The organism is Runella sp. MFBS21 (assembly GCF_029433105.1).
GTDB lineage: Bacteria > Bacteroidota > Bacteroidia > Cytophagales > Spirosomataceae > Runella.
Genome location: NZ_JARNTW010000005.1, coordinates 1 through 22,532, shown reverse-complemented (window position 1 = coordinate 22,532; position 22,532 = coordinate 1). Strand labels below are relative to the sequence as shown.

Annotated in this window: 18 protein-coding genes; 4 read left to right on the top strand and 14 right to left on the bottom strand. The window is 40.7% G+C overall.

Annotation, left to right across the window (positions count from 1 at the left end):
* Positions 1-5 precede the first annotated feature (5 nt).
* Entirely contained in the window at positions 6-395 is a 390-nt protein-coding gene (locus P1X15_RS13025; protein WP_277338564.1) for a DUF983 domain-containing protein, read from the top strand.
* 51 nt (positions 396-446) lie between these two features.
* Here P1X15_RS13025 and P1X15_RS13020 read toward each other — a convergent pair whose 3' ends face one another.
* Positions 447-2,150: a GMC oxidoreductase gene (locus P1X15_RS13020; protein ID WP_277338563.1), complete on the bottom strand. Its 1,704-nt coding sequence runs from the start codon at positions 2,148-2,150 to the stop codon at positions 447-449.
* A 266-nt stretch (positions 2,151-2,416) separates the two neighbouring features.
* On the opposite strand from P1X15_RS13020, the gene P1X15_RS13015 reads away from it, so the two are divergent.
* The gene (locus tag P1X15_RS13015; RefSeq protein ID WP_277338562.1) at positions 2,417-3,520 is read left to right on the top strand and encodes a hypothetical protein; all 1,104 of its coding nucleotides are present in this window, start codon (positions 2,417-2,419) and stop codon (positions 3,518-3,520) included.
* A gap of 57 nt (positions 3,521-3,577) precedes the next feature.
* On the opposite strand, the gene P1X15_RS13010 is transcribed toward P1X15_RS13015, so the two are convergent.
* From P1X15_RS13010 to P1X15_RS12970, 9 genes are all read right to left on the bottom strand, one after another.
* Positions 3,578-4,750, bottom strand: a complete 1,173-nt coding sequence (locus P1X15_RS13010) for a hypothetical protein (protein ID WP_277338561.1) — start codon at positions 4,748-4,750, stop codon at positions 3,578-3,580.
* Between the two features lie 396 nt (positions 4,751-5,146).
* Positions 5,147-5,527 (bottom strand): hypothetical protein, encoded by a 381-nt coding sequence (locus tag P1X15_RS13005; RefSeq protein ID WP_277338560.1) that lies wholly within the window; start codon positions 5,525-5,527, stop codon positions 5,147-5,149.
* A gap of 124 nt (positions 5,528-5,651) precedes the next feature.
* Positions 5,652-6,575: a hypothetical protein gene (locus P1X15_RS13000; RefSeq protein WP_277338559.1), complete on the bottom strand. Its 924-nt coding sequence runs from the start codon at positions 6,573-6,575 to the stop codon at positions 5,652-5,654.
* 55 nt (positions 6,576-6,630) lie between these two features.
* On the bottom strand, positions 6,631-6,990 hold the full coding sequence (locus P1X15_RS12995) for a hypothetical protein (RefSeq protein WP_277338558.1): 360 nt from the start codon (positions 6,988-6,990) through the stop codon (positions 6,631-6,633).
* Positions 6,991-7,090: 100 nt separating this feature from the next.
* On the bottom strand, positions 7,091-8,215 hold the full coding sequence (locus P1X15_RS12990; RefSeq protein WP_277338557.1) for a hypothetical protein: 1,125 nt from the start codon (positions 8,213-8,215) through the stop codon (positions 7,091-7,093).
* Between the two features lie 637 nt (positions 8,216-8,852).
* Positions 8,853-9,356, bottom strand: coding sequence for a hypothetical protein (locus P1X15_RS12985; protein WP_277338556.1), 504 nt, complete (start codon positions 9,354-9,356; stop codon positions 8,853-8,855).
* Between the two features lie 109 nt (positions 9,357-9,465).
* Positions 9,466-10,107, bottom strand: coding sequence for a response regulator transcription factor (locus P1X15_RS12980; RefSeq protein ID WP_277338555.1), 642 nt, complete (start codon positions 10,105-10,107; stop codon positions 9,466-9,468).
* Positions 10,104-13,112 carry a two-component regulator propeller domain-containing protein gene (locus tag P1X15_RS12975; RefSeq protein ID WP_277338554.1) on the bottom strand — a complete coding sequence of 1,003 codons (3,009 nt, stop codon included), beginning with the start codon at positions 13,110-13,112 and terminating at the stop codon, positions 10,104-10,106. Before P1X15_RS12975 ends, P1X15_RS12980 begins: the two co-directional genes overlap by 4 nt.
* A 95-nt stretch (positions 13,113-13,207) precedes the next feature.
* Positions 13,208-15,988 carry a 7TM diverse intracellular signaling domain-containing protein gene (locus P1X15_RS12970; protein ID WP_277338553.1) on the bottom strand — a complete coding sequence of 927 codons (2,781 nt, stop codon included), beginning with the start codon at positions 15,986-15,988 and terminating at the stop codon, positions 13,208-13,210.
* Between the two features lie 123 nt (positions 15,989-16,111).
* Here P1X15_RS12970 and P1X15_RS12965 point away from each other — a divergent pair, with 123 nt between their 5' ends.
* Both P1X15_RS12965 and P1X15_RS12960 read left to right on the top strand, forming a co-directional pair.
* Positions 16,112-17,656 carry a S8 family serine peptidase gene (locus tag P1X15_RS12965; protein WP_277338552.1) on the top strand — a complete coding sequence of 515 codons (1,545 nt, stop codon included), beginning with the start codon at positions 16,112-16,114 and terminating at the stop codon, positions 17,654-17,656.
* Positions 17,657-17,801: 145 nt separating this feature from the next.
* Positions 17,802-18,503: a FadR/GntR family transcriptional regulator gene (locus P1X15_RS12960; protein WP_277338551.1), complete on the top strand. Its 702-nt coding sequence runs from the start codon at positions 17,802-17,804 to the stop codon at positions 18,501-18,503.
* A 94-nt stretch (positions 18,504-18,597) separates the two neighbouring features.
* On the opposite strand, the gene P1X15_RS12955 is transcribed toward P1X15_RS12960, so the two are convergent.
* The 4 genes from P1X15_RS12955 to P1X15_RS12940 all read right to left on the bottom strand — a co-directional run bounded on the left by P1X15_RS12955 (position 18,598) and on the right by P1X15_RS12940 (position 22,354).
* Positions 18,598-19,344 carry an imm11 family protein gene (locus P1X15_RS12955; protein ID WP_277338550.1) on the bottom strand — a complete coding sequence of 249 codons (747 nt, stop codon included), beginning with the start codon at positions 19,342-19,344 and terminating at the stop codon, positions 18,598-18,600.
* 76 nt (positions 19,345-19,420) lie between these two features.
* Positions 19,421-20,179 carry a PQQ-binding-like beta-propeller repeat protein gene (locus tag P1X15_RS12950; RefSeq protein WP_277338549.1) on the bottom strand — a complete coding sequence of 253 codons (759 nt, stop codon included), beginning with the start codon at positions 20,177-20,179 and terminating at the stop codon, positions 19,421-19,423.
* Between the two features lie 855 nt (positions 20,180-21,034).
* The gene (locus P1X15_RS12945) at positions 21,035-22,108 is read right to left on the bottom strand and encodes a PQQ-binding-like beta-propeller repeat protein (protein ID WP_277338548.1); all 1,074 of its coding nucleotides are present in this window, start codon (positions 22,106-22,108) and stop codon (positions 21,035-21,037) included.
* A 3-nt stretch (positions 22,109-22,111) separates the two neighbouring features.
* Complete coding sequence (locus P1X15_RS12940) at positions 22,112-22,354, bottom strand: hypothetical protein (RefSeq protein WP_277338547.1); 243 nt, start codon at positions 22,352-22,354, stop codon at positions 22,112-22,114.
* Between the last annotated feature and the right edge of the window lie 178 nt (positions 22,355-22,532).

Genomic DNA, 22,532 nt, shown 5'->3' with positions numbered 1-22,532 from the left:
CTCAGATGTTAAAAGGAACCAAATTATATAGCATTTTATTCAACAAATGCCCCCGCTGCCATGAAGGGGAGTTTTTTGAGACCGATAACCCTTACGACCTCAAAAATTTCGACAAAATGCACAAACATTGCTCCCATTGTGGCGAAGACTTCGAACGCGAGCCAGGTTTTTACTTTGGTGCTATGTACATTAGCTATGCGCTTTATGTAGCAATGATAGTGACAAGTTTTGTGGGATTTGTAATCCTTCTGAATATAGATGCCATCAAGCTACTTTATTTTTTGATTCCTGCTCTTATCTTGGTGATGCCTGTCTTTTTCAGATTGGGGCGATTGGTTTGGGCTAATTTATTTGTCAAATACAAACCGCAAAAAAATAAAGCAGCCCTTGAATAAGACCGCCTAATGGTTGCTTTTTTCGGAAACCGAAGAAAATTTTACCCTACTTTATAAATTCCTCTTTTTCAACTCCTTCACCGCAAAATCAGCCGCACGCGCCGTAAGCGCCATGTAAGTAAGTGAGGGGTTGACACAGGAAGCCGAAGTCATGCAAGCTCCATCGGTCACAAATACATTTTTGCAAGCGTGTACTTGGTTCCATTCATTCAGTACCGATGTTTTGGGGTCGCGCCCCATACGTGCCGTCCCCATTTCATGTACTCCGCCTCCTATTATGTAAGGGTTGTTGTAGGGGACAATATTCTTAAAACCCGCCGCATCAAACATCTCGGCGGCGTCTTGAGCCATATCTTTCCGCATCTGAACCTCATTGTCAGACAATTCGGCATCAAAAGCAACCAGCGGCAAGCCCCACTCATCGCGCTCCGTAGGGTGCAAATACATCCGATTTTGGTGCCTCGGCAATATTTCTCCAAAGCCTCCCATCCCCATCCACCAGCCGCCAGGCTGCGTGATTTTCTCTTTTAACTCTGTTCCAAAACCTAGCGAATCGGTTCCTCGCTGCCATCCACTTCTCCCCGACCACCCTTGATAACCAAACCCTCTCAGATAGGAGCGTTTGTCTTTGCCCCAATTTCGATAACGAGGAATGTAGATTCCATTGGGACGACGGCCAAAATAATAACTATCTTCAAATCCCTCTACCGAAGCATTGGCTCCCGCATTGAGATGATGATCCATGATGTTGTGTCCCAATTCGCCACTGTCATTGCCAAAACCCGTAGGAAAACGCAAAGATTTAGAATGCAGCATAATAGCCGTAGATGCTATCGAACCAGCGTTTAAAAACACAATTTTGGCATAGTATTCCTGAACTTCCTTGGTCTTTTGGTCCATTACACGCACCCCCGAAGCTCGGTTTTTCTGAGGGTCATACAAGATTTCGGTCACTATTTTATCGGTCAAAAAAGTAAGCCGTTTGGTCTTTTGGGCTGCTGGAAGAGTGGCTGCTTGGGTACTAAAATAAGCGCCAAATGGACAACCTCTTTCACAGCGATTACGCGCCTGACACTGAGCTCTTCCCAACGCCAAATGCTCCGCACTGGGCTTGGTAAGATGAGCCACCCGCCCTATAGTGACGGGTCTGCTAAGTTTTTCGGATACTTTTTGTTTAAAATGTTTTTCTACACAAGTAAAATCATGTGGCGGCAAAAACTCACCATCGGGAAGTACATCCCAGCCTTCTTTTTGTCCACTAATCCCCGCAAATTTTTCCACATAACTATACCACGGAGCCAAATCAGCGTAGCGAATCGGCCAATCTACCGCTATGCCTTCTTTGGCATTGGCTAGAAAATCTTCTTCATTAAACCGATAAGTCTGCCTTCCCCACAGCAACGAGCGACCGCCAGCCCCATAAGCACGTGTCCATCTAAAAGCCTTGTCTTCGATATAAGGATGTTTGAGTTCATTCACAAAAAACCCATTTACTTCTTCATTCCCTATCCTGGCACCACGGGCAGGGTTGTTTGAAAATGCACTACTCTGCGCCAAGCTCGTACGCCCACGGTACTGAAACTCCCAAGGCGCTTTCATGGCCGTGGTATAATCGGTGACGTGCTTGATGTCGCGCCCGCGTTCGAGCATCAGCGTTTTCAGTCCTTTTTCGGTAAGTTCTTTAGCCGCCCATCCTCCGCTCACTCCTGAGCCTATCACGATGGCATCATAGGTATTTATTGCTTTTTCGTTCATCGGTAGTGCTGATTCAAAACAATCCTTTTTGTCTTTTAAAAGAAACCGTCGCCTGAAGTTTCCCTATAAAAAACAAAAGAATGTCCTAGAATTTTAATATCCAATAAGAAGCTGTCAGCCAATCAATAAGACCATAGTATGAACTATAACCTTATTAATTCATTAATACATCAACAAACCTACTGATGTCTTCTAACTTTGTACTTTCCAGTTTACATTTGAGTTTTTTATTTATGTTTTCAAGTTAGTACTACTGATACACCCCCATGAACTACAAACTACTAAAAATCTTACCTTCTACCGACCATCAGTATTGGGTAGTGGATGAGGAGCATTTTTATGTGAATGATAGGGCTACCAAAATTTTGTCCGTTTACGATTTACAGACTTTGGAGTTGAAAAGCCAAATGGATTTCAAATTTTGTAATTCGCTTAAAAAAGTTGGCACCCGATTAATGACCCACAAAAGAGTTAACGGGACTCCCTATACTCACTTTGTAGATTGGCAAACAAAAACCTTTGAACCCTGCCTTTATAATGGTCTTCCTATCGGTTTCTCTAATCCATTCCTAGAAAATACCTCTCAAGTGGGATATATGCAAGGAGAAGAATATTATTCAGGTGTTTTTGATTGGGGTTCGCAAGAGATATTGTGGATCAAAAGTGGGTTTGGACCCATGACCTTGTTTACCTCATTGTATGTACTAAACACAAGTAGTATCGGCGGGGTCATCAATGGTTACCTCACCTGCTATGCCCGTATGAGTGGAGAAGAAGTGTGGAGCCTTGATATGTCTAAGCTAGGCAAAGAAGGGGATGTATCACAGATTGTAACCTTGCTGGGTGTATTTGAGGATTTAGTAGTGATAGGAGTCGAAACCCCAAGTCCTGCCGTGATAGCCTTAGACGTACACACGGGAGAAACACGCTGGCGAGTGGGGCGTACCTCTTTTACCAACCGAGAAGGTTTTTCATATCCCAGCATTCTTTATAACATGGACACCAACGAAAATCAGACGCGCTTATATGGGTTTCGAAATAGTTATTTTTTAGAATTAGACATCCAAACAGGTCAAGTGATTCAGTTTGAAGATTTAGCTTCTGAAAACTCCCCTTACCTCAAGTATGGTAAAAAAGATATATGGGCTCATACTATGCGTTACCATGAAGGTAGTCTTGTATTTACTTCTCGTCTTAGCATGAACAATAATATGATCGGGAATTTTGATATTAGACAAAGAGGTATCAATTGGTTATATGATTTAAAGTTTAAAGGCACTTATTGGAATGCGGGAAGTTTTCCTGTTTTTACAGGTAATCGCATGTTTATTTCTACATTTCAAACAATATGCATATTTGAAAAAGAATAACATGTCGAATTTAGATTTGGTACTAAAACAAAACGTGTTGCTGTTTTAGTACTAATCTCATCGACATCGCGAGCTTGCTTGCGACAAAAATTTCTTACCATTGAGTAGCATACCTACGCCGTTGGAAGTATTGGCTAGGGTAAATTGCCGCGTACCGCCATCACGCAACATCAACATCAAAACCGCCTGATTGCCTTGCGCCACTACACGCCACGTACCGGCGTTGCCACCTTGGGTAGCCGCCGAAAAATTCCCCCCAAAATCAGAACTACTCGCCGAATTGTCGACATTCATGGCAAAGGTACCATCACTGCAAAAATCATAAGACTGCTTTTCAGAAAAACCACTCGCGGTATAAAAATACAAAAGCTGCCGCCCTGCAATCCGACTTTTCCACTGCTCAGCCAAAGGCGATACTTGTGGCTTGGTAAAAGTCACACTGTTGGCAATCGATTGAAGAATAGTACGGTGCTCTGCCCGATAAACATTTTTGGGAGCAATAAGCAATACGCTCACTCCTCCACCGTAGGGCGATACAAGCGCAATGGTCTGTAAACTAACGGCTTGACCATTGGCAGTACCATCCCATCCCAGCCATGCGCCTTGGCTACCATAGGTTTGTTTTGAGGCTTTCAGATAAGTATTGTTTTTGGGGTCGCTAGCATCTTGGTGAGAAGCCATGATGGTCTGTACGGAATTGTACCCATGTGGTACCACTGCCAAAACCACATCTTCGCCTGCTCTCGTAAATCCATAATTCCCATTTTCTTGTTTTACTTGCCAGCCTGCTGGCGCATTGAACGCATACCCCACATTGGCATCCCGCAGCTGGGTTCCTGTACTTTTACCAGAAGGCGGGGGCACATTTGTAGTAGTGGCAGTACTAGACGAACCTGCTGACGGGGACGTAACTTGCGAAACCCGCTTCATAGGGATATTAACTCCTTCTGTATGAACAAAATACTCTCCCAACAATCTCAACAACGAAAACTCTACATTGCGATTTCCGTCACGGTAGGTGCCTCCTATTCCTCCATCAACACGCACTGCAACACAGGCAAAGCGTTGGTTTTGAACGGTAAATACACCATCAAAACGGCCATTTTTTTGACTTATCGAAAGTACAATTCCCGTTTGAGCACTTTCGAATACGCCCGTAAAATCGGCATCGTTTTGGGCAAAAAGTGAAGAAGAAATCATGGTAAAACACAACAAGAATAGAGTTTTCATAAAACATTTTGAAGGTAAAAACTAAAAATAGAAAAAATCCTCCATTTACCCATACTCGTCCCAACATGATGCCGGGACAAGCAAGAGCTTGACCCAAACTATCATTTGGGTCAAAAAAGGCATTGCGTCTCCGACGCAAAACCGATAACAAAAACCAAAATAGCCTCCAATTAGCGAGCAACAAGAGCTTGACCCAAACTATCATTTGGGTCAAAAAAGGCATTGCGTCTCCGACGCAAAACCGATAAAAAAAACCAAAAATAGCCTCCAATTAGCGAGCAACAAGAGCTTGACCCAAACTATCATTTGGGTCAAAAAAGGCACCGCGTCTCCGACGCAAAACCGATAAAAAAAACCAAAAACAACCTCCAATTAGCGAGAGATTTGCTTTCTTCACTAATTCAGAGTCAAATAATTGGTATATACTTTCTCCACTTTCTCAGATTTGGTAAGGCGGGTCTGCGTCCTACTGGCTTTACATTCATGATTCAAAACCTCCACATACATAAGAGGATACTGGTATTTACGCATAAAAAACAGCGCCTGTGAACGCACAACTGCACTATAAAGTAGGGTGTCTTTTACGGCCAATACTTGTAGATTGTTGATACGGGCATAATTGATAGGAGACACCATTTTTTTTATTGACCCTTGTAATGAAATATCTTTTTTAACGATACTATCTCCTTCTTTTTTGAGCATATATATGTGATTAGAAACATACCCATATCCACCCACTTTTTGAGGGTCAGTAAAAAAATTATACAAATGATTCATTTTACTAACTGTAAAAATCACTTGCGTAAACACCTCACTATAATACGAAGTTAAGGGCCACCTACTAGGCAACAATTTAAAAATTGTCAAAACTTGAAAAGTTAAAAAAACTATCACAAACATTCTATATCGCGAGTTCATATCTTTTATAAATTTTAAATATTTTTTTCAAATCTGTTAATATCAATAGATACCAAACTACGAGATTTACTATCATCAACAACACCCCAAATGGAATAAGTCCCATAAATAAAGCAATAAACAAGTGCATACCTACAATAGTAATAATCAAAACTGTACGCACGTAAGGAATTAGCACTAACATACAATAGAACATTTCAATAAAAACCACTAAAATCCCAGAAAATACGTAAAATCCATAGTGAACATTGTACGTAAATGAGAGCAATTGGTAGGTAGGATCAGACAAACTTAAATACAGAAACTCCCCATTAAACCAAGAATCCATGCTAAATTTTCCAAACCCTGCCGAAAAATAGGTCAAAGCCAAATATATTTGAATACCCCTTACAGCGATTTTTTGTTGATTCAGAATTTTATCATCTGATTTTTTGGGGGTTACACTCAAAGCATAACCACTAGGAAAAATCGTCAGAAACAATAAAAAAACACTTTGATATAAATCTACCCCGTATAAAAAAGGATAAAGAGAAAGTGAAAATACGAGAAAAAAGAAGAACGCAACCACTGAAGATAAGCGCGTAAAAACCCCAAGTGCCAACATCACCAAACTCCCCACATACAGGCATATAGCAAGCACATTAAAGCTTTGATAGCTCATATTCAACCAATTGGCTAATCTGGCAGGATGTGGATCAAACCAAAAAGAACTAGCCTGAGTCACTTCCCAATTGATAATTCCGTCTGGACTTACAAATACCTCGTAGTCATACAAAAAGGCCCCAAAATTAAAAAGTGAAAATAGCGCAATGGCTATTCGAAAATATTCGAATTGATATTTGGATTGTCCATAATCTAAACAACAAAATATATTTTCTTTGAGCAAGTACAAAGCCTTTTTTTTCATCTTTTTAAGATTTTATAATCTAATCCGACCTAATGTCGGATTAGATTATTTGGAATTATTTTTTTACAATCACGGCTTCTAGTTGTTTCATACGCTCGGCTCCCAATTTAGAACGCATCGACTTCAAAGCTTCTTCTGAGGTAGCCGCAATCCATCCTTTATGAATCAAAATATTGCTAGCTGCGCTAGGCTTACCAGTAGTAAAACCACCGCCCGGCAATGTTTTTACTTGTCCTACTGATGATTTAGTCGCAATTACTAGTTCACCTTTTGGTGAAAACACTGCCTCAAAGTCTGAGCCTAAAATCTGCTGAATCTTTTTTTGTTCGGCGGCACTAAATGTAGGCGCTCCCTGAGCATTAGCCATGAAGGCCATCGACATCATTAGTCCGATTGTTAAGATGCTTTTTTTCATTGCAAAAAAGTATTTAAGTAAACCCCTACTCTCTTAAAGGATTTTCAGGTTTCTCCTTTTTTATTTATTCTTAATATTTTCGTTAATAATTCATTTTTGTTTATCGCATCATACACGCAATACTAGCTACTGGCACTAGCTGCTTGAAAGTAAAATCATGAGAATAATGTGTTCTGATTCCGTAACTCAACATTACATTTTTACTAAATCTCCAATCGCCTCCGTAGGCAATCGTGATGTTTTGAAAATTAAATAAATTGATACGGTCTCTATTAAGTATTTCCACAAAAAAATTAAACTTTGGGCTTCCATATCGCAGATTTAAACCTCCAAAATATTCGCGAGTGGGGCGTCGTAAAGGGGTATTTATTTCGGTATACCTAGCTACAGCAGTCAATAGCCATTTACGCCCCATACCTACGCAACCATTGAGCCATACCGATACCCCGTCTTGTTGCAATAAAAGGCTGTCGAGACTTTCATTTTGATAGGTATACGACCGGCCCACTGCTACCTCCAAAAACGAGGCATTCCAGTGTTCCTTTAAATAGGTCGTTGTCAATTGCGCCAAGCGCTCTTTTTGAGCTTTCTCTAACGCCGCCAATTGTCCTTCAATTACTTGAACCTGTTCAATCAACTTCATTCTTGCCTCAAAATAGGTCGCTGTTTTGGGCATCTGTTGTAGGGTATCGTTTGTTAGTTTGAGATTTTGTAAAATCTCTTGTCGCTGTTCAAAAAACTGTTCGGTAGCACCTCTCACCAAGTCAGGTTCATCAAGTGGGTCATGACTTCTGAAAAGCGTTATTTTGGCGGCAATTGCCAATCTACGCATCAAATCTTCGTCTTCAATCGTACCTCCTGATACATCAAGCGTCGAGAGCAGTTTCATTAACTTCGAGGCATTTTGGTACTTTTGCAAACTAGGTCGATTGTAAAGCAACTCCCAAATCGGCTGCGCTTGTATAGCGATATTGGGTTTTAGGCGCCACGACTGAAACGACCAATCTACCTTAAAATCTCGAATATTGCCGGGTTTGGTCACTTGCGCGGGTGTGACTCCCAACAAATCAAATGCCGCCGAAGTAGGTATCGAAAACTCCAACGTTTTGACAGCATTGAGCGACGGTATGAGCGTATCGGTCTGCGCCCATGTAGGGCATGAAAGCAAAAGTAGAGCTACGAGCTTTCGGGTCAAGATAGATACGCTGAGATAAAATGTTTGCATTATTTTACCAATATATAGCCCCTACGGGGCAGTTGTGTATTTTTATGCGTTACCAATGTATAGCCCCTACGGGGCAATGAAACAGAAAAAAGGCATTTTATAGGCTACCGACATACAGCCCCTATGGGGCAGGGGTAACAGCGTTGTATATTTTCATGCGTTACCAATGTATAGCCCCTACGGGGCAATGAAACAGAAAAAAGGCATTTTATAGGCTACCGACATACAGCCCCTATGGGGCAGGGGTAACAGCGTTGTATATTTTCATGTGTTACCAATATATAGCCCCTACGGGGCAATGAAACGGAAAAAAGGCATTTTTTGGGCTACCGACATACAGCCCCTACGGGGCCATCTTAGCAGCGTTTTACATTTTCATGTATTACCAATATATATCCCCTACGGGGCAGGGTTATCATCGTTGTATATTTTCATGCGTTACCAATGTATTACCTCTACGGGGCAGGATTAGCAGCGTTATACGTTTTCATGTTTTACCAATATATAGCCCCTACGGGGCAATCATTAAACTAAATGACGGTATTTTTCGGGCTACCGACATTCTGCCCCTACGGGGCAGAATTTGCAAATTAAAACGCCGCTTCAGTATATACGTACCACTTTTATTCCTTCTATTTTACACATTAGAAATTACAAACGTGAGCTGAAAGTGTGATCCTCGATTATAACAATTGACGGTACGTCTCACTACTCCATTTATTTCCGATAGATACACCCTCAAACGTTCTGTTGCATATTTTCTATTTCCACTTTGCTCTGATAGCGAGGTAGTTAAGGTGATATTTGCTTGATTGCCGTTACAATCAGGAATATCAAAAATCAATGACTTATTAATGACAATCGTTCCCCCTTCTTTTACCCTAACGAAGTCGGTTAGGGAGCGTTCAAATAGCTTGAGGGTTCGTTCGCGACTATCAAACGAATTCCCAGTTTGCCCTTCATTGCTATTACAATAAGCCCCTGCCCAAATCGACCCAAACAAATTTTCTTCGTGGTTTTGCGCCTCTGATTTCAGCAATGAGATTCGTTCTAGCGTCACCCGATATGAACGGCTTGAGACTCCTCCCCGTACTTGACCCACAAGGCTCATTGAGAGCATTATCGCTATCCACCACTTCATACTTTTTGTTAAGGTTAATTTGTTGATACAAAATTCCTTAATTATCTGCCACCAAAAATCACCCCTGTTTAGGATATACCAAAAATCCCCTCTAGAGGGGATAGATTTTCTAGATCAATTGATGCTCTAGGGCATACTTGACCAAAGCAGAGGTATTTTTTAAATTGAGCTTATGAAGGATATTTTTACGATGACTTATGACCGTCGATTCACTAACATACAGTTTATCAGCTATTTGCAGACTCGTCAATCCTTCTACCAACAAAGGAATAATTTGTTTTTCGCGAGCTGTAAGCCACTGATGCAGTTTCGTAGTCGATTTTGGAGGGGGAGCAACAGGTCTCCTCAAAATGGTATTTAAGATCGTGTTTGAATAATATACCTCCCCTTTTTCGATAGTTTCGAAAGCCCGATGTAGCTCAGATGAGCCTGTATTTTTGAGAATATAGCCGTCGGCTCCTGCCTTTATCATTTGCTGAATACTTACATAATCGTCGAGCATGGTAACCGCAATGACTTTCACGTGGGGGTACAGTTTCTTGATTTGTTTGGTAGCTTCTACGCCATCGCAGTGGGGCATATTGACATCCATAAGTACCCAATCCACGCGGTAAGTCGCCAGCATTTCGAGGGCTTTGTAGCCATTGAGTGCTTCTCCTACTATGCTCACTTCGGGTGTCTGAGAAAGTACGAATCTGAGGCCTTCCAAAAACAGTTGGTGGTCGTCTACTATGAGTATTTGCCGAGTCATAACTTTGAGTATTTAGGGTGAGGGAGTGCTATCGTCACGCACATGCCATGCTGCGGGCGTGAGTCAAACTCTATGTTTCCTTTTAACAACTGAATGCGATTACGAATATTTTCAAGACCAAAACCCGAAGAAAAAGGCTTTGGCACAAAACCCCGCCCATCGTCTTCATACACAATGATGAGCTGCTGCTCGCGTGCCAAAAGCTGTAATTCGATACGAGAGGCGTGAGCGTGTTTGAGGGTATTGTTAACTAATTCTTGAATCACACGAAAGAGATTAATTTCAAACGCCTGCGGCAAGCGATCAGGAAAATCGAGCCAAAACAGCTCAAATTTCAGGGTGTCAGTGACATTAATTTTATTGACCAAATCTTCGACGGCTTCCCTGAAACCTCGTTCAAAAAGCATTTTGGGGTTTAAATCTTGCAATTGCTGCCTGATTCCCCCTATCGCTTCTTCCACCATTGGCTTTAGAGCGTGGCCTCTTCCGCTATACGTATTTTCTAGTTCCGACACATACATTTGTAAAGTAGAAAGTCGCATTCCGAGGTCATCATGTAGCTCGGTGGCAAGTTGTTTACGCTCAGCTTCTTGGGTTTGGATGATTAGATTGAGGCGTTCTCTCTGCCGCCGTTTGAGCGATTGAATACGCCATTGATACGCCCCAATTCCTACTATAACAATCCCTAACAATACCACTATCCGAAACCACCAAGTTTGCCAAAAAGGCGGTCGAATCACAAGGTATAACTGCCGAACATCGTCGCTCCAAAAGCCATCGCTATTGGCCGCCTTTACTTCCAATACATACTCGCCTGCGGGTACTTTGACGTATCTTACAAAAGTATTGGAGGTCGTAATCCAATTGTTTTCTAGGTTTTTGAGACGGTATTGGTAAAGATTTTGCCCATTGCTAAAAAAATCCAAAGCTGTAAACTGAAACGAAAAGGTATTTTGCTCAAACGACAGCTGCACGGTATCCATTTCTCCAATGTATTGATTCAGGGGAGAAAGCTGTTCATTTATCCAAAAATTCGTAAACTGTACTTGTGGCTGAAAAGTACTGATTCTGACTTCTTCGGGCTTGAAATAATTAAAGCCCGAAGTGCCTCCAAAATAGAAATACCCCTCTTCATCCACAAGGTATGATTTGTTGTTGAACTCATACCCCTGCAAACCATCCGCAAGGGTATAATTTCGAAACTGCCGCATTTCGGGATTAAAACTAGCCAAGCCCCGATTGGTACTGAGCCAAAGATTGTTTTGCTTATCCATCAATACGGCATATACATACGAATTGGGCAAACCATCTTTGAGGGTATACATTGCTTTAATTTTTCCGTTTTGATATTGCATCAGCCCATTACTAGTGGCTAACCAATCGCACTTGCGGGTACTATCTTGACATCTGCTAAGTACATTGCCACTGTGGGTGATTCTTTCGTAGGTGATCCAGCGGCCGTTTTGAAGGCTTCCTTTTACACATCCTTCATTGAAAACATTGAGCCATATACTGTCTTTTTGGTAGGTATTTAGCCAAAGTACATTTTGTTTTTGCCACCCCTCTACTTCCGTAAAAACACGCTTTTTTTTATCAAATTCATAAAGACCATACTCTGTGCCTACGAGCAATTTTTGGTCTTTCCATTCGGCGATACTCCTGATGATGTTGTTACCAAGCGCCTGTTTTTGCTGGGGAAAAAAGCTTTCAAAACGCCCATTGCCCAAATAATGCGCCAATCCATGATACGTGGCTATCCAAATCTGCCCTTCACTGTCACGCAAAAATTGATTGATAGATTGGCTTGGCAAAGCATAAATATTCTGCGCATCGGGGAGCCAATAGTCAATCATTTGTTTGGTAGATTTTTCCCACACATTGATACCACCTTGCTCTGTACCTACCCACAGGAGGTTTTTGTCATAAGACAACAAGCTTCTTACGTTAGGGTCATTGAGCGATTGTGTGGCTTCTGCTACGTAACGTACTTTATTAAATTTGTGTCCTTGTTCAATGATAGCATTGACGCCCAAAGGGTCGGGATTAGCCCATACAATACCGTTGTCGGCCACGTAAATACTCGTTATGGTGTTGTTGGACAAACTATTAGCATCATTGTTTTGATGAACCAACTGCGTCCATTTCTGATGAGCATCATATCGCAATACCCCTTGCCCTCCCGTGGCTACCCACAACGTCCCATTGCTTCCTTCCTTCAAATCGTAGATTTCTACCAAAGGCGTATTGTTAAAATGAGAGATTTCGTGGAAGCTTTGACGCAAAGCATCCAATACCGTAATCCCCTCAGAGTGACCCATATAAATCAATCCGTTTCGAGCATGCAATACACAATAAAACCGCTTGCTTTTGCCAAGTCTGTTTTGTGGATGTTTTGAAAAATAATAGGCTGATTGCTTCGTGAGGGTATCATAGCTCATGATGCCTTCTGGTAGGCATACCCAAAGTTTGGCATCCCGCCCAAAATGAGTCGCGTTGGTTGGGGTAAGCAGCCCTATGCGATTTGTCAAAGACGAGAAAACCACCTTTTTGGTTTGTCGAAGATAGTCAAACTGCACAATCCCCTCTTTTTCAGACCAATACCAAACATATTGCTCATTGCTGGCAAAAGGCGTACAAGGCGATAAAACGGCAGGACTGGCTTCAATAAAACTAAAATTATCTTTTTGGCGACGGTACCAGTTGAGACCATAGTCGGTACCTATCCACAAATCACCATTGGGCGATTCTATGATTGAATTGACAAATCCCCCATGCAGTGCGCCTGCTCGCAAAGGCTCCGAATAATACACTTTAAAGCTGTGCCCGTCGTATCGGTTCAGGCCGTCCTGTGTTCCAAACCACATAAAACCTCGCGAATCTTTGAGCATCGCATAGATAGAACCTTGCGATAGTCCTCGGTCGGTTCCGATACGGTCTATACGATAAGACTGTGCTGTAGCCTTCAGCCCAACACCCAACCATAGGAAGAGGAGCCACTTTTGCATTGCTAGTGTTTTTGCACAACGTAGCTGCAAGATACACCTAGCATAGCCTACTGTGTTAGCACCGTAGTTGCAATATATAGCATAGAGGTTGCAATTTACTTTTTGCGATAAGCAGAGGGCGTCAAATGATATTGTTTGGTGAAGATTCTGGCAAAATAATTGGCGTCTCCAATGCCCACCGCCATGCCCACTTCGGCAATAGGCCAGTCGGTAGTTAGTAACAAAACCGCCGCCTTTTCTAATCGTTGTTGTCGGATATAATCAGAAGGTGAAAGGTCGGTCAAGGCTTTTAGTTTGCGATACACTTGCGTACGGCTCAAGTTCATTTGCTCACAAAGTTGCTGATTATCAAAAGACTCATCACTCAATCTGGCATCCACAATTTGTTTTATTCTTAATAAAAAGGCATCTTCAAGCGTTGGCTCCAACTTTGCTTCGGATGCAGTATTTTGTATTTCCAATAAATATTTAGCTTTCAAAGTCTGTCGTACTTGCAAGAGATTTTCGATGACTACGAGCAATTCATCCTCATAAAATGGTTTTGTAAGATAGGCATCAACACCTTGTTGAAGTCCTTGGAGTTTGTCTTCATAGGCTACCTTTGCCGTAAGCATGATGATAGGCACGTGACTTGTACGCTCATCGTTTTTGAGAGTGTGGCAAAGCTCATATCCATCAGCCTTGGGCATCATCACGTCCGTTATGACCAAATCAGGAATCATTTCGAAAGCATCTCTGATGCCTGCGTGTCCATCAGAAGCTACTTTGACCTCATAGCGATCTCTCAAACAGGTTTCTAAATAATGGGCTAAGTCGGTACTATCTTCCACCACTAGCACTTGCGGTAGTTCTTCATTTTTTATTTCTACTTCCTCCGCGTCTTTTTTGTGGTTTATTGGAAGCAATTGGGAAGCCTGTAGCCCTTCATCTCCGGAAGGTATTGTCCCTTTGAATGGCAAGGTAAGGCGAAAGGTAGTCCCTATCTCCGCTTGGCTCCATACCTGAATACTTCCTCCCAAAAGCTCCACAAGCTCTTTGGTAAGCGACATTCCGATACCCGCGCCGCCCCGTTGATGATTGGCCTGATAAAACCGATCAAATATATACGGCATATCTTCTTCCTTAATTCCAACCCCCGAATCAGTCACATCCACTTGTACCGACGTATTGGTACGACTATGTACATTGACCTCCACCATACCCCCTTCATTCGAAAACTTCAGGGCATTGGAGAGCAAATTGGTAATCATCGATTGTAGTTTTTCATCATCTATCGAAAGCCACAAGGCGGGATAGTCAGTACGCAAATGTATGTTTATCTTTTTGGCCGCCGCCACTCCCTCAAAAGCCTGTATCTGAGTGGATAAAAATGAAATCAAATCCAGATTTTTGTTTCGCAAGGGTAGCACCTTTGAATCCATCCGCGCCAGCTCCAACAATTGATTAATCAAATTGAGCAATTGCTCTCCATTTCTTCTAATCACAGTGAGGGTGTCGCTTGTACCCCATTGTTTTTTCAGCTGCTCAGTCATACCCAAAATCACCGTCAAAGGTGTCCGAAATTCGTGGGTAATATTGGTATAAAATCGTGTTTTGAATTCATTCAATTGCGCCTGATATTCAACCTTTTGCAAGCGAAGCGCGGTTTCAGAAACTTGTTTTTGCTGAGTCAACAATTGCGCTTGTAAAGCCGCTCGCTCATCGTAGGCTTGTTTGAACCGCGCCCCAATCCCCACAGCCAAGAATAGTATTTGAAACAAAGTACCTATCTGAAAAGAAGCATCATGGATAGGAACTTGCCAGATACCCAGTCGAAACAGCGTGGAGATAATTACCCCAAACTGCATACTCGTCCAAGACAATACATAAAACAAAGCAGCTCTATTGCCACGACGCCAAACCACTACTCCCGCCCCAAACAACCCCATTGCAATCAATGTCACTACTGCATTGGCTAGGATATTGAGCCATACATCATGCGTAAAAAATGACACAACAATCATAAAAACCGCAACAGCCATAGCTCCCCAAAAACCTATTTCCCAACCTTTTAAATATTTTGAAACATCTAAAAATTGGTAGGATAAAACAACCGCCAAAAACGTGGATAAACCCACCAACAATACATGGGAATGATTGAGAAGCAAAGGGCTATCATAAAATAAATACTGAGCCGAAAATCCTTCAAACCCCAACTCCATCAAAGCCACCGACCCAATATATAGGCTGTACAATAAATAAGTAATATCTTTTAAAATAAAATAAAGCGTGAGGTGATAAAGCACAATGATGCATAAAATACCGAAAAAAATCCCCCACAAAAAGTTTTTATAGGCCAATACCGACCAGTGCGTCGTTTGGTCATATATCACAATCGGGACATTCATATCTTGGCTACCTACCAATCTTAGATAAACATCCACTGGCATATTGGGCGGCAAATCAAGCTTAAACAGCAGCGGCCGTAGTTGAATTTCGCGTTGATTGAAAGGAATCAAATCGCCCGATTGGCGCCTCAAAAACCGCCCATCCGCTTGCTGAACGTACAATTGAAGGTCGTCGATGTGCGTATTGTTGATTTCAAGCCACCATTTTTTGTCTATATCGGCTCGGTTAATCACCCTAAAACGCAACCAATGTACGTCTCTCGAATACCCAAAAGAAGGCACGCCATTGCTTTTATATTTTTCAAAATTAATTCCCTGATCTCTTTTCAAAATCATCGAAAAAGTAACCTTTCCTTCGCTATCATTGAAAAGGTATAAAAAAGGATAAACGGGATAGGCGCTGCCTTGCGATTCTAGTTCTAATACCTGATTTTGGCCAAAAATTGGATAGAATATTATGCCAAAAAGAAGTAATAAAATCCAACGCATAGCTAATATTTATGATTTTCAGCAGGAAAATTTAGATTTTTTTATTTACTTAGCAAAGTTTTGGGACATTTTGAATGCCCCAAATTACCCAAGTACATTTTCTTATCCTAAGACTATTACCCCATGATTAATTTTCGCAATAGCGGTTGGCTATTTTTTTGGGTATGCAGCACCGTTTCTTTCGCCCAATCAAAATATTGGATATTTCTGAAAGATAAAAATCCACACGATGCCCCCGCTGTATCGCGACAAACCATCGAAAACAGGGAAAAACAAGGTCTTGTAAGGTTTGATGAAAGCGACAGCCCCGTGCAGGCAAGTTACTTACAAAGCCTCCAAAATCAAAATATCAAGGTGGTTCAAAAGTCCAAGTGGCTCAATGCCGTGTCGGCGCACCTTACCCAAGAGCAGATTCAGGAACTAAAGCGTTTGCCCTTTGTTACAAAAATACAGCCCATCAACGGGCAGTTTTATATCGCCAAAACCGACCGCAATCGCCGCTCAACTATGGCTCCTGTGATGACGCAAGTACAAGCAGAAGAATTTAAAAAAGCGGGTTTTACGGGCAAAAACGTCACTATCGGCGTCATTGATGCGGGCTTTTTGGAAGCCCCTTCTAGCAATCTCCTCAAGCACCTCTTTGACCGAAACGCCATCATCGACAAGCGCGACTACGTCAACCCTCCCCTTGCTATTTCTGATAAATTTTACACTACTCCCGAGACTTTTTCGGACTTTCATGGCACCGAAGTCATGAGCGCGATTTCGGGTACCAACCGCAACGAAACCCAACAAAGTGGCATGGCAACCGACGCTAAGTTTTATTTAGCCCGCACCGACCACGGAACCCGCGAGTGGCGCGGCGAAGAGGACAATTGGGTAGCAGCAATGGAGTGGATGGATAGCCTCGGTGTACGCCTCATCAATACCTCTCTCGGCTACGCGCAAGGTTTTACCGACCCTAACGAAAACTACCAAATCACCCAAATGGACGGCCAAACGAGTGTCATCAGTCGCGCCGCCCAAATCGCCTCTGAACAAAAAGGCATCTTGGTAGTAGTATCGGCGGGCAATGAAGGCGACGACCCAAGCTGGCGCATCATCTCTACCCCCGCCGACGCCCAAGGGGTGTTGGCAGTGGGTGCTACCAACCAACGCTTCTGGAATCGCATTGGCTACAGCAGCATCGGCCCCGAGTTTTTGCCTTACCTCAAGCCCAATGTATCTTGTTTTTCGCTCTACGGCACTTCGCTTTCTGCACCCGTGATTACGGGTTTTGCGGCCTGCCTTATGCAAGCAAACCCTACCCTGACCAACAAGCAAATCATCAGCATCATCGAAAAGTCGGCGCATTTGTATCCTTACGGCAACAATTTTATCGGCTATGGGGTGCCTTTGGCGTCTCGTGCTTTGGCCATGATTCAAAACCCTAATGAGTCACCTATCAGCTACGCCAAAGAAGTGAAAGCTTCGGGGGCTTCTTATTCGCTCAAAGTAGCCACGGGCAATGATTTGGTTTCGGTTTTTCACAAAAAAAATGACAAACACGTCATCTCTCAAGAACTCCTCCGTCTCAAAGAAGGACAAATCACCCTTCAACGCAAAGAAGGCGAAACCCATACTACTATCGATTTGAAAAACGAAGTAATCGAAGTGATTTGGGACTAAACATTGTCCCAAACTTTGCCCTTTTTTCGTTGGTTTGGTAAAACTGACGACACAAATATTGATAGGAGAAAAAAGCACACCTTTATTATGTAGTACAAAAGAAATTATTAGCTTTGTGCTTTATGATTTAAAGTTGCTATCCTATATGAATGACTTGACGCAAGACATCGCCCCTATCCCTGCTTTGACCATGGCCGATGTCGTAGAATTACGGCTGAGAGAGTATCTAAAGAAAAAATCTTTTCGGCCAGGGGATGCACTTCCCAAGGAACAAGAACTTGCCGACGCCCTCGGAGTAAGTCGTAATGTGGTGCGTGAGGCATTGAGCCGTCTTCGGATGCTCGGCATGATTGATACAAAGAAAAAAAGGGGCATGATACTCACTCAGCCCGATATTTTGGGATCGTTTGAGCGCGTACTCGACCCACTTATTTTGGGACAAAATACACTTCAAGATATTTTTGAGCTCCGATTGGTACTTGAAATGGGATTGGCCGATTTGCTCTACGTTCGCAAAACCGACAAAGACATTGAAGAGCTTGAGGCGATTGTCAACGAAGAAGTACACCAAATCCAAAAACCTTTTCGGGTAGAACACGAAATTGCTTTCCACGGAAAACTATACCAAATGACTGGCAATGAGACCTTTTTGAGATTTCAAAGTATGCTTTTGCCCGTTTTTGAATACGTCGTCGATTTTGAAATCAAAGCAAGTGGCAACGCCAAAGTCGGCAAGGTGACCCACCGCGATTTGGTACAAATCCTGCGTACAGGCAGTGCCGAAGATTTTCGTCAAGGTATGAAAGAGCACCTATCCCCTCACTTCGAAAGACTTGCCAAAAGCTAAAAGCGCAAACACTAAACGTTGTGTAAATTTGCAAGGCTACTGCAAATTTACACAAATCTCTAACGGTCAATTCTCCAAACTACTGTAAATTCCCCTAATTAGTTGGGGGAGGAAGAAAATGAACGGTAAAATCACCGAACTCCTCATACCAAATACCCGAAATATTGGCTTGCTCTAAGGCTTCTTTCATTGGACTGCTGATAATAACATCCCCACCAAGCTTAGCCAAATCCAGTAATTCGTTGATTACTTTTTCGGAAAAAAGCAATTCTTGATTATTTTCCCTACATTCATCCATTTTTACAAAAAAAGAGTCTTCATCTAATATCCCAATTTCACTACCTACATGTATGCTTGCGGGTTCTTCTACAGGCTCTTTTTGATTGTCTTCATCCCTTACTTTGTATTTACTGCGGGCGTAATCTATCGGTAATCGACTCCCTAATTGAAAAAGGTAGTAGTCTAAAAAATTGTTTTTATACAATAATTTAGCCGGGTAAAACTGATAAGGTTGATAAATAGCAAACTTTTCCATAATGCTTTTCAATTTTGGCGATACCAAATAGCCAATAACCGCAGTCAATTCCTGCGATAAACGGTATAAATCGAGTAAATCCCAGTTGTATCTATAATTGCGCATCAATACATCTCTTAAAATAAAATGGTCAAACACAGGGGGATTGTCAAACATAGCAAACTGAGGCCAACTAGTGACAGGGAATCTTCCGGTGCGATAGGTATGGGCCGCAATTGAGCCGGGAGCGGTTTGGGCATAAGGATGGGCTCGTCTTTTCTTCCCTTTAGTTTGCCAAATAGCAGGTCTAAACTTATAATATTTCATGAGAGAATAGTTATTGTGACTTAATAAGAAATAGGATAATTGTTTGAAAAAACGTTTTGGATGAGTTTTGTAAGGATTATTCAGTGGATGATTCTTTTTCAAAAATGTGTAAAGTACCACCACTGTCTAAGACATAGAGTCTATCGCCATCTACTTGTGGGGCTTGGTTGAGGCTATTACAAAAATTGTTTTCGGCCTTTTGTGGTAGACGTGCATCGTGGAGCCACTCAATGCTCAAAGTTTTACGATTAAATACCCCAATCAAATAGGGTACAAGTCCATAATTACGCGAGGCGGTAAAATATATAAAATCCTCTGTATAAGTCTTATGGATGATAGTTAGGTACTCTTTCTGGGTATCTTGCCACAATAGCTCAAACTCTTGTGTTGCCAAATCTAACGACCAGTAAGAATCTCCGTCCAACTGATACAACTTACCGTTTTCGATATGACAATACACAAAACTAAACTGTGATATACTTTGCCAATTGGGCAGAAATTGCTTAATAAAATCAGTGATACGCCAAAGTTCAGTACCCGTATTGACATCTAGACAGATGAGTTGTTCATTATTCATCCATACTAATAGCTGATTTTTCCATACTCCAATCAACTGACTTATTTTTACATCTAAATCTCTAAGTCCTTTCCGAAATACACCAGACCCTAATTTTTTTTTCCAAAAAAAAGTACCCATTGAAATATCAATCGCATTTAAAATAGTATCATCTAAATACTTAGAATAGAATAGTGTCTTATTAAGCATGACTCGAAGCTTACCTATTTTTTCTTGTGAAGGCCAAAGAGTTTCTTTATTACGTAAAGAAAAACACATTGTTTTACTTTGAAATCGATCAAAGTAAAACAATGTATCATTATTCGATATAAATTTAAATACTCCTTGTATTTTAAAAAGAACATCTTGGTTATTTGCTAATATTAGTATTTCTTCTTGAGTTCCCAAAAATATCATATTATTGTAGACTCCTATATGATAATATTTTTCTTGCCTCTGGAAGTTCCTAACTGAGCTTAAGATATTTTTATCACAAATACAATAACCTCCACTATTATTTAAAAAATAAATTTCATTCACTGTAATACAATACTTGTGTAAAATACCTTCTAATTTATTTTTTATTTTAAACTTCATTGTTATTGAATTTTTATAAACCTATATGCAGAATTATTTCCCATTAAGTTTGGTACAATATTTTCTAAAAAATCGTCAACATTATCGACATCAAATAGTTGTTCGAATTTAGTACCTCCTAATGCATCGAAAATATTTTGAGCCTTACTCCTAAACAAATTCTGAAAAGTCTGCTTGACAAAGATAAGATTCTTTCCGTGAAGCTGCAGGAGTTTTCGGTCAAAAATATAGTTGAGATTGTCCAAAGTAGTTATGTTTTGAAGATAGTAAATAAATTGACTATAACCTGAATAACCTCTTTCAAAATTCCAAAACTGAGATTTGGTAGGATCATATTTTTGTTCAAAATCTTCTTCTCCGTTATCTACTTTATGGGCAGACGCCTATTTTTGTAAACTAGATTTGATACTGAGTAATTCTTCTTATTCTTTGATGATAATAGTATGAATATGCCTCCTATGTTTGAGAATAGTTATTGGAATCCCATTGGTTTAGGGTAATTGTTCAAAAAGCGTTTTGGATGAGTTTTTGTAAGGATTATTCAATAGATGATTCTTTTTCAAAAATGTGTAAAGTACCACCACTGTCTAAGACATAGAGTCTATTGCCGTCTACTTGGGGGGCTTGGTTGAGGCTATTACAAAAATTGTTTTCGGCCTTTTGTGGTAGACGTGCATCGTGGAGCCACTCAATGCTCAAAGTTTTACGATTAAATACTCCAATCAAATAGGGTACAAGTCCATAATTACGCGAGGCGGTAAAATATATAAAATCCTCTGTATAAGTCTTATGGATGATAGTTAGATACTCTTTCTGGGTATCTTGCCACAATAGCTCAAACTCTTGTGTTGCCAAATCTAACGACCAGTAAGAATCTCCGTCCAACTGATACAACTTACCGTTTTCGATATGACAATACACAAAACTAAACTGTGAGATACTTTGCCAATTGGGCAGAAATTGCTTAATAAAATCAGTGATGCGCCAAAGTTCAGTACCCGTATTGACATCTAGACAGATGAGTTGTTCATTATTCATCCATACTAATAGCTGATTTTTCCATACTCCAACCAAATGACTTATTTTTACATCTAAATCTCTCAGTCCTTTCCGAAATACACCAGACCCTAGCTCTCTTTCCCAAAGTACGTCACCTGTTGATTCATCAATTTTAGAGATTACTGAACCAATGACATTTATTAGGTTATCAAAAAAAAATGACAAATAATTCAAATTTTTACTTTGCCATAGTAAACTAGTTTTAACAAAGTTAAATAAAGAATATTCAGATTTTAAAGCAACCATATTGTATATACTACAAACAATAACATCATTTTTAATATCTAAACTATAAAATCTATTTTCATCTTCAAGCAAAAGATTACCGTTATTTATATCAAATATTTTTAAATAGCTATTGAGATTATCCACAAAAAAAAGATTTTCGCCATGTACTTTAACTTGTCCAATATAAGATACTGGCTTATGCCAAATAACATAATTGTTATCAATACAAGATATTTCTTTTGATTTTTTTACTAAAAAAATCAAATTACGCGACTTGCAAAGACTATATATATTATCAAATTTTAAAGTTTCAACAAAAGTCATGTCTTATTTTATTTTTACAAATTGTAACACTGGATGATTTACTAAAATACCTTCCTCGGCTAATTGCTCTAAAACTGTGGCATTGGGAATATTGATGATAAAATTATTGAATAAAGAAGGATTACTAGCAAATATTTCACTGGCCTTATCCCTAAACAAATTCTGAAATGTCTGCTTGACAAAGATAAGATCTTTTCCGTGAAGCTGTAAGAGTTTTCGGTCAAAAATATAGTTGAGATTGTCCAATGTATTTATGTTTTGAAGATAGCAAATAAATTGACTATAACCTGAATACCCGAGATTGTAAACTAAACTGTGTCACCCCAAATTGAATCAAAGGGGGAAAATAAGTAACTTAGTTTTAACTTATAGACACAATGAAAACTGACGAATCCTTTAATTTCGAGCGCTTCAAGGAAGAAGC

Coding starts and splice junctions, on each gene's coding strand:
- P1X15_RS12975 (WP_277338554.1), bottom strand. CDS start 13,112: ATGCAAAAGTGGCTCCTCTTCCTATGGTTGGGTGTTGGGCTGAAGGCT.
- P1X15_RS13020 (WP_277338563.1), bottom strand. CDS start 2,150: ATGAACGAAAAAGCAATAAATACCTATGATGCCATCGTGATAGGCTCA.
- P1X15_RS13025 (WP_277338564.1), top strand. CDS start 6: ATGTTAAAAGGAACCAAATTATATAGCATTTTATTCAACAAATGCCCC.
- P1X15_RS12995 (WP_277338558.1), bottom strand. CDS start 6,990: ATGAAAAAAAGCATCTTAACAATCGGACTAATGATGTCGATGGCCTTC.
- P1X15_RS12990 (WP_277338557.1), bottom strand. CDS start 8,215: ATGCAAACATTTTATCTCAGCGTATCTATCTTGACCCGAAAGCTCGTA.
- P1X15_RS13015 (WP_277338562.1), top strand. CDS start 2,417: ATGAACTACAAACTACTAAAAATCTTACCTTCTACCGACCATCAGTAT.
- P1X15_RS12980 (WP_277338555.1), bottom strand. CDS start 10,107: ATGACTCGGCAAATACTCATAGTAGACGACCACCAACTGTTTTTGGAA.
- P1X15_RS12970 (WP_277338553.1), bottom strand. CDS start 15,988: ATGCGTTGGATTTTATTACTTCTTTTTGGCATAATATTCTATCCAATT.
- P1X15_RS13005 (WP_277338560.1), bottom strand. CDS start 5,527: ATGAATCATTTGTATAATTTTTTTACTGACCCTCAAAAAGTGGGTGGA.
- P1X15_RS12960 (WP_277338551.1), top strand. CDS start 17,802: ATGAATGACTTGACGCAAGACATCGCCCCTATCCCTGCTTTGACCATG.
- P1X15_RS12945 (WP_277338548.1), bottom strand. CDS start 22,108: ATGACTTTTGTTGAAACTTTAAAATTTGATAATATATATAGTCTTTGC.
- P1X15_RS12965 (WP_277338552.1), top strand. CDS start 16,112: ATGATTAATTTTCGCAATAGCGGTTGGCTATTTTTTTGGGTATGCAGC.
- P1X15_RS12955 (WP_277338550.1), bottom strand. CDS start 19,344: ATGAAATATTATAAGTTTAGACCTGCTATTTGGCAAACTAAAGGGAAG.
- P1X15_RS13010 (WP_277338561.1), bottom strand. CDS start 4,750: ATGAAAACTCTATTCTTGTTGTGTTTTACCATGATTTCTTCTTCACTT.
- P1X15_RS12950 (WP_277338549.1), bottom strand. CDS start 20,179: ATGTGTTTTTCTTTACGTAATAAAGAAACTCTTTGGCCTTCACAAGAA.
- P1X15_RS12985 (WP_277338556.1), bottom strand. CDS start 9,356: ATGAAGTGGTGGATAGCGATAATGCTCTCAATGAGCCTTGTGGGTCAA.
- P1X15_RS13000 (WP_277338559.1), bottom strand. CDS start 6,575: ATGAAAAAAAAGGCTTTGTACTTGCTCAAAGAAAATATATTTTGTTGT.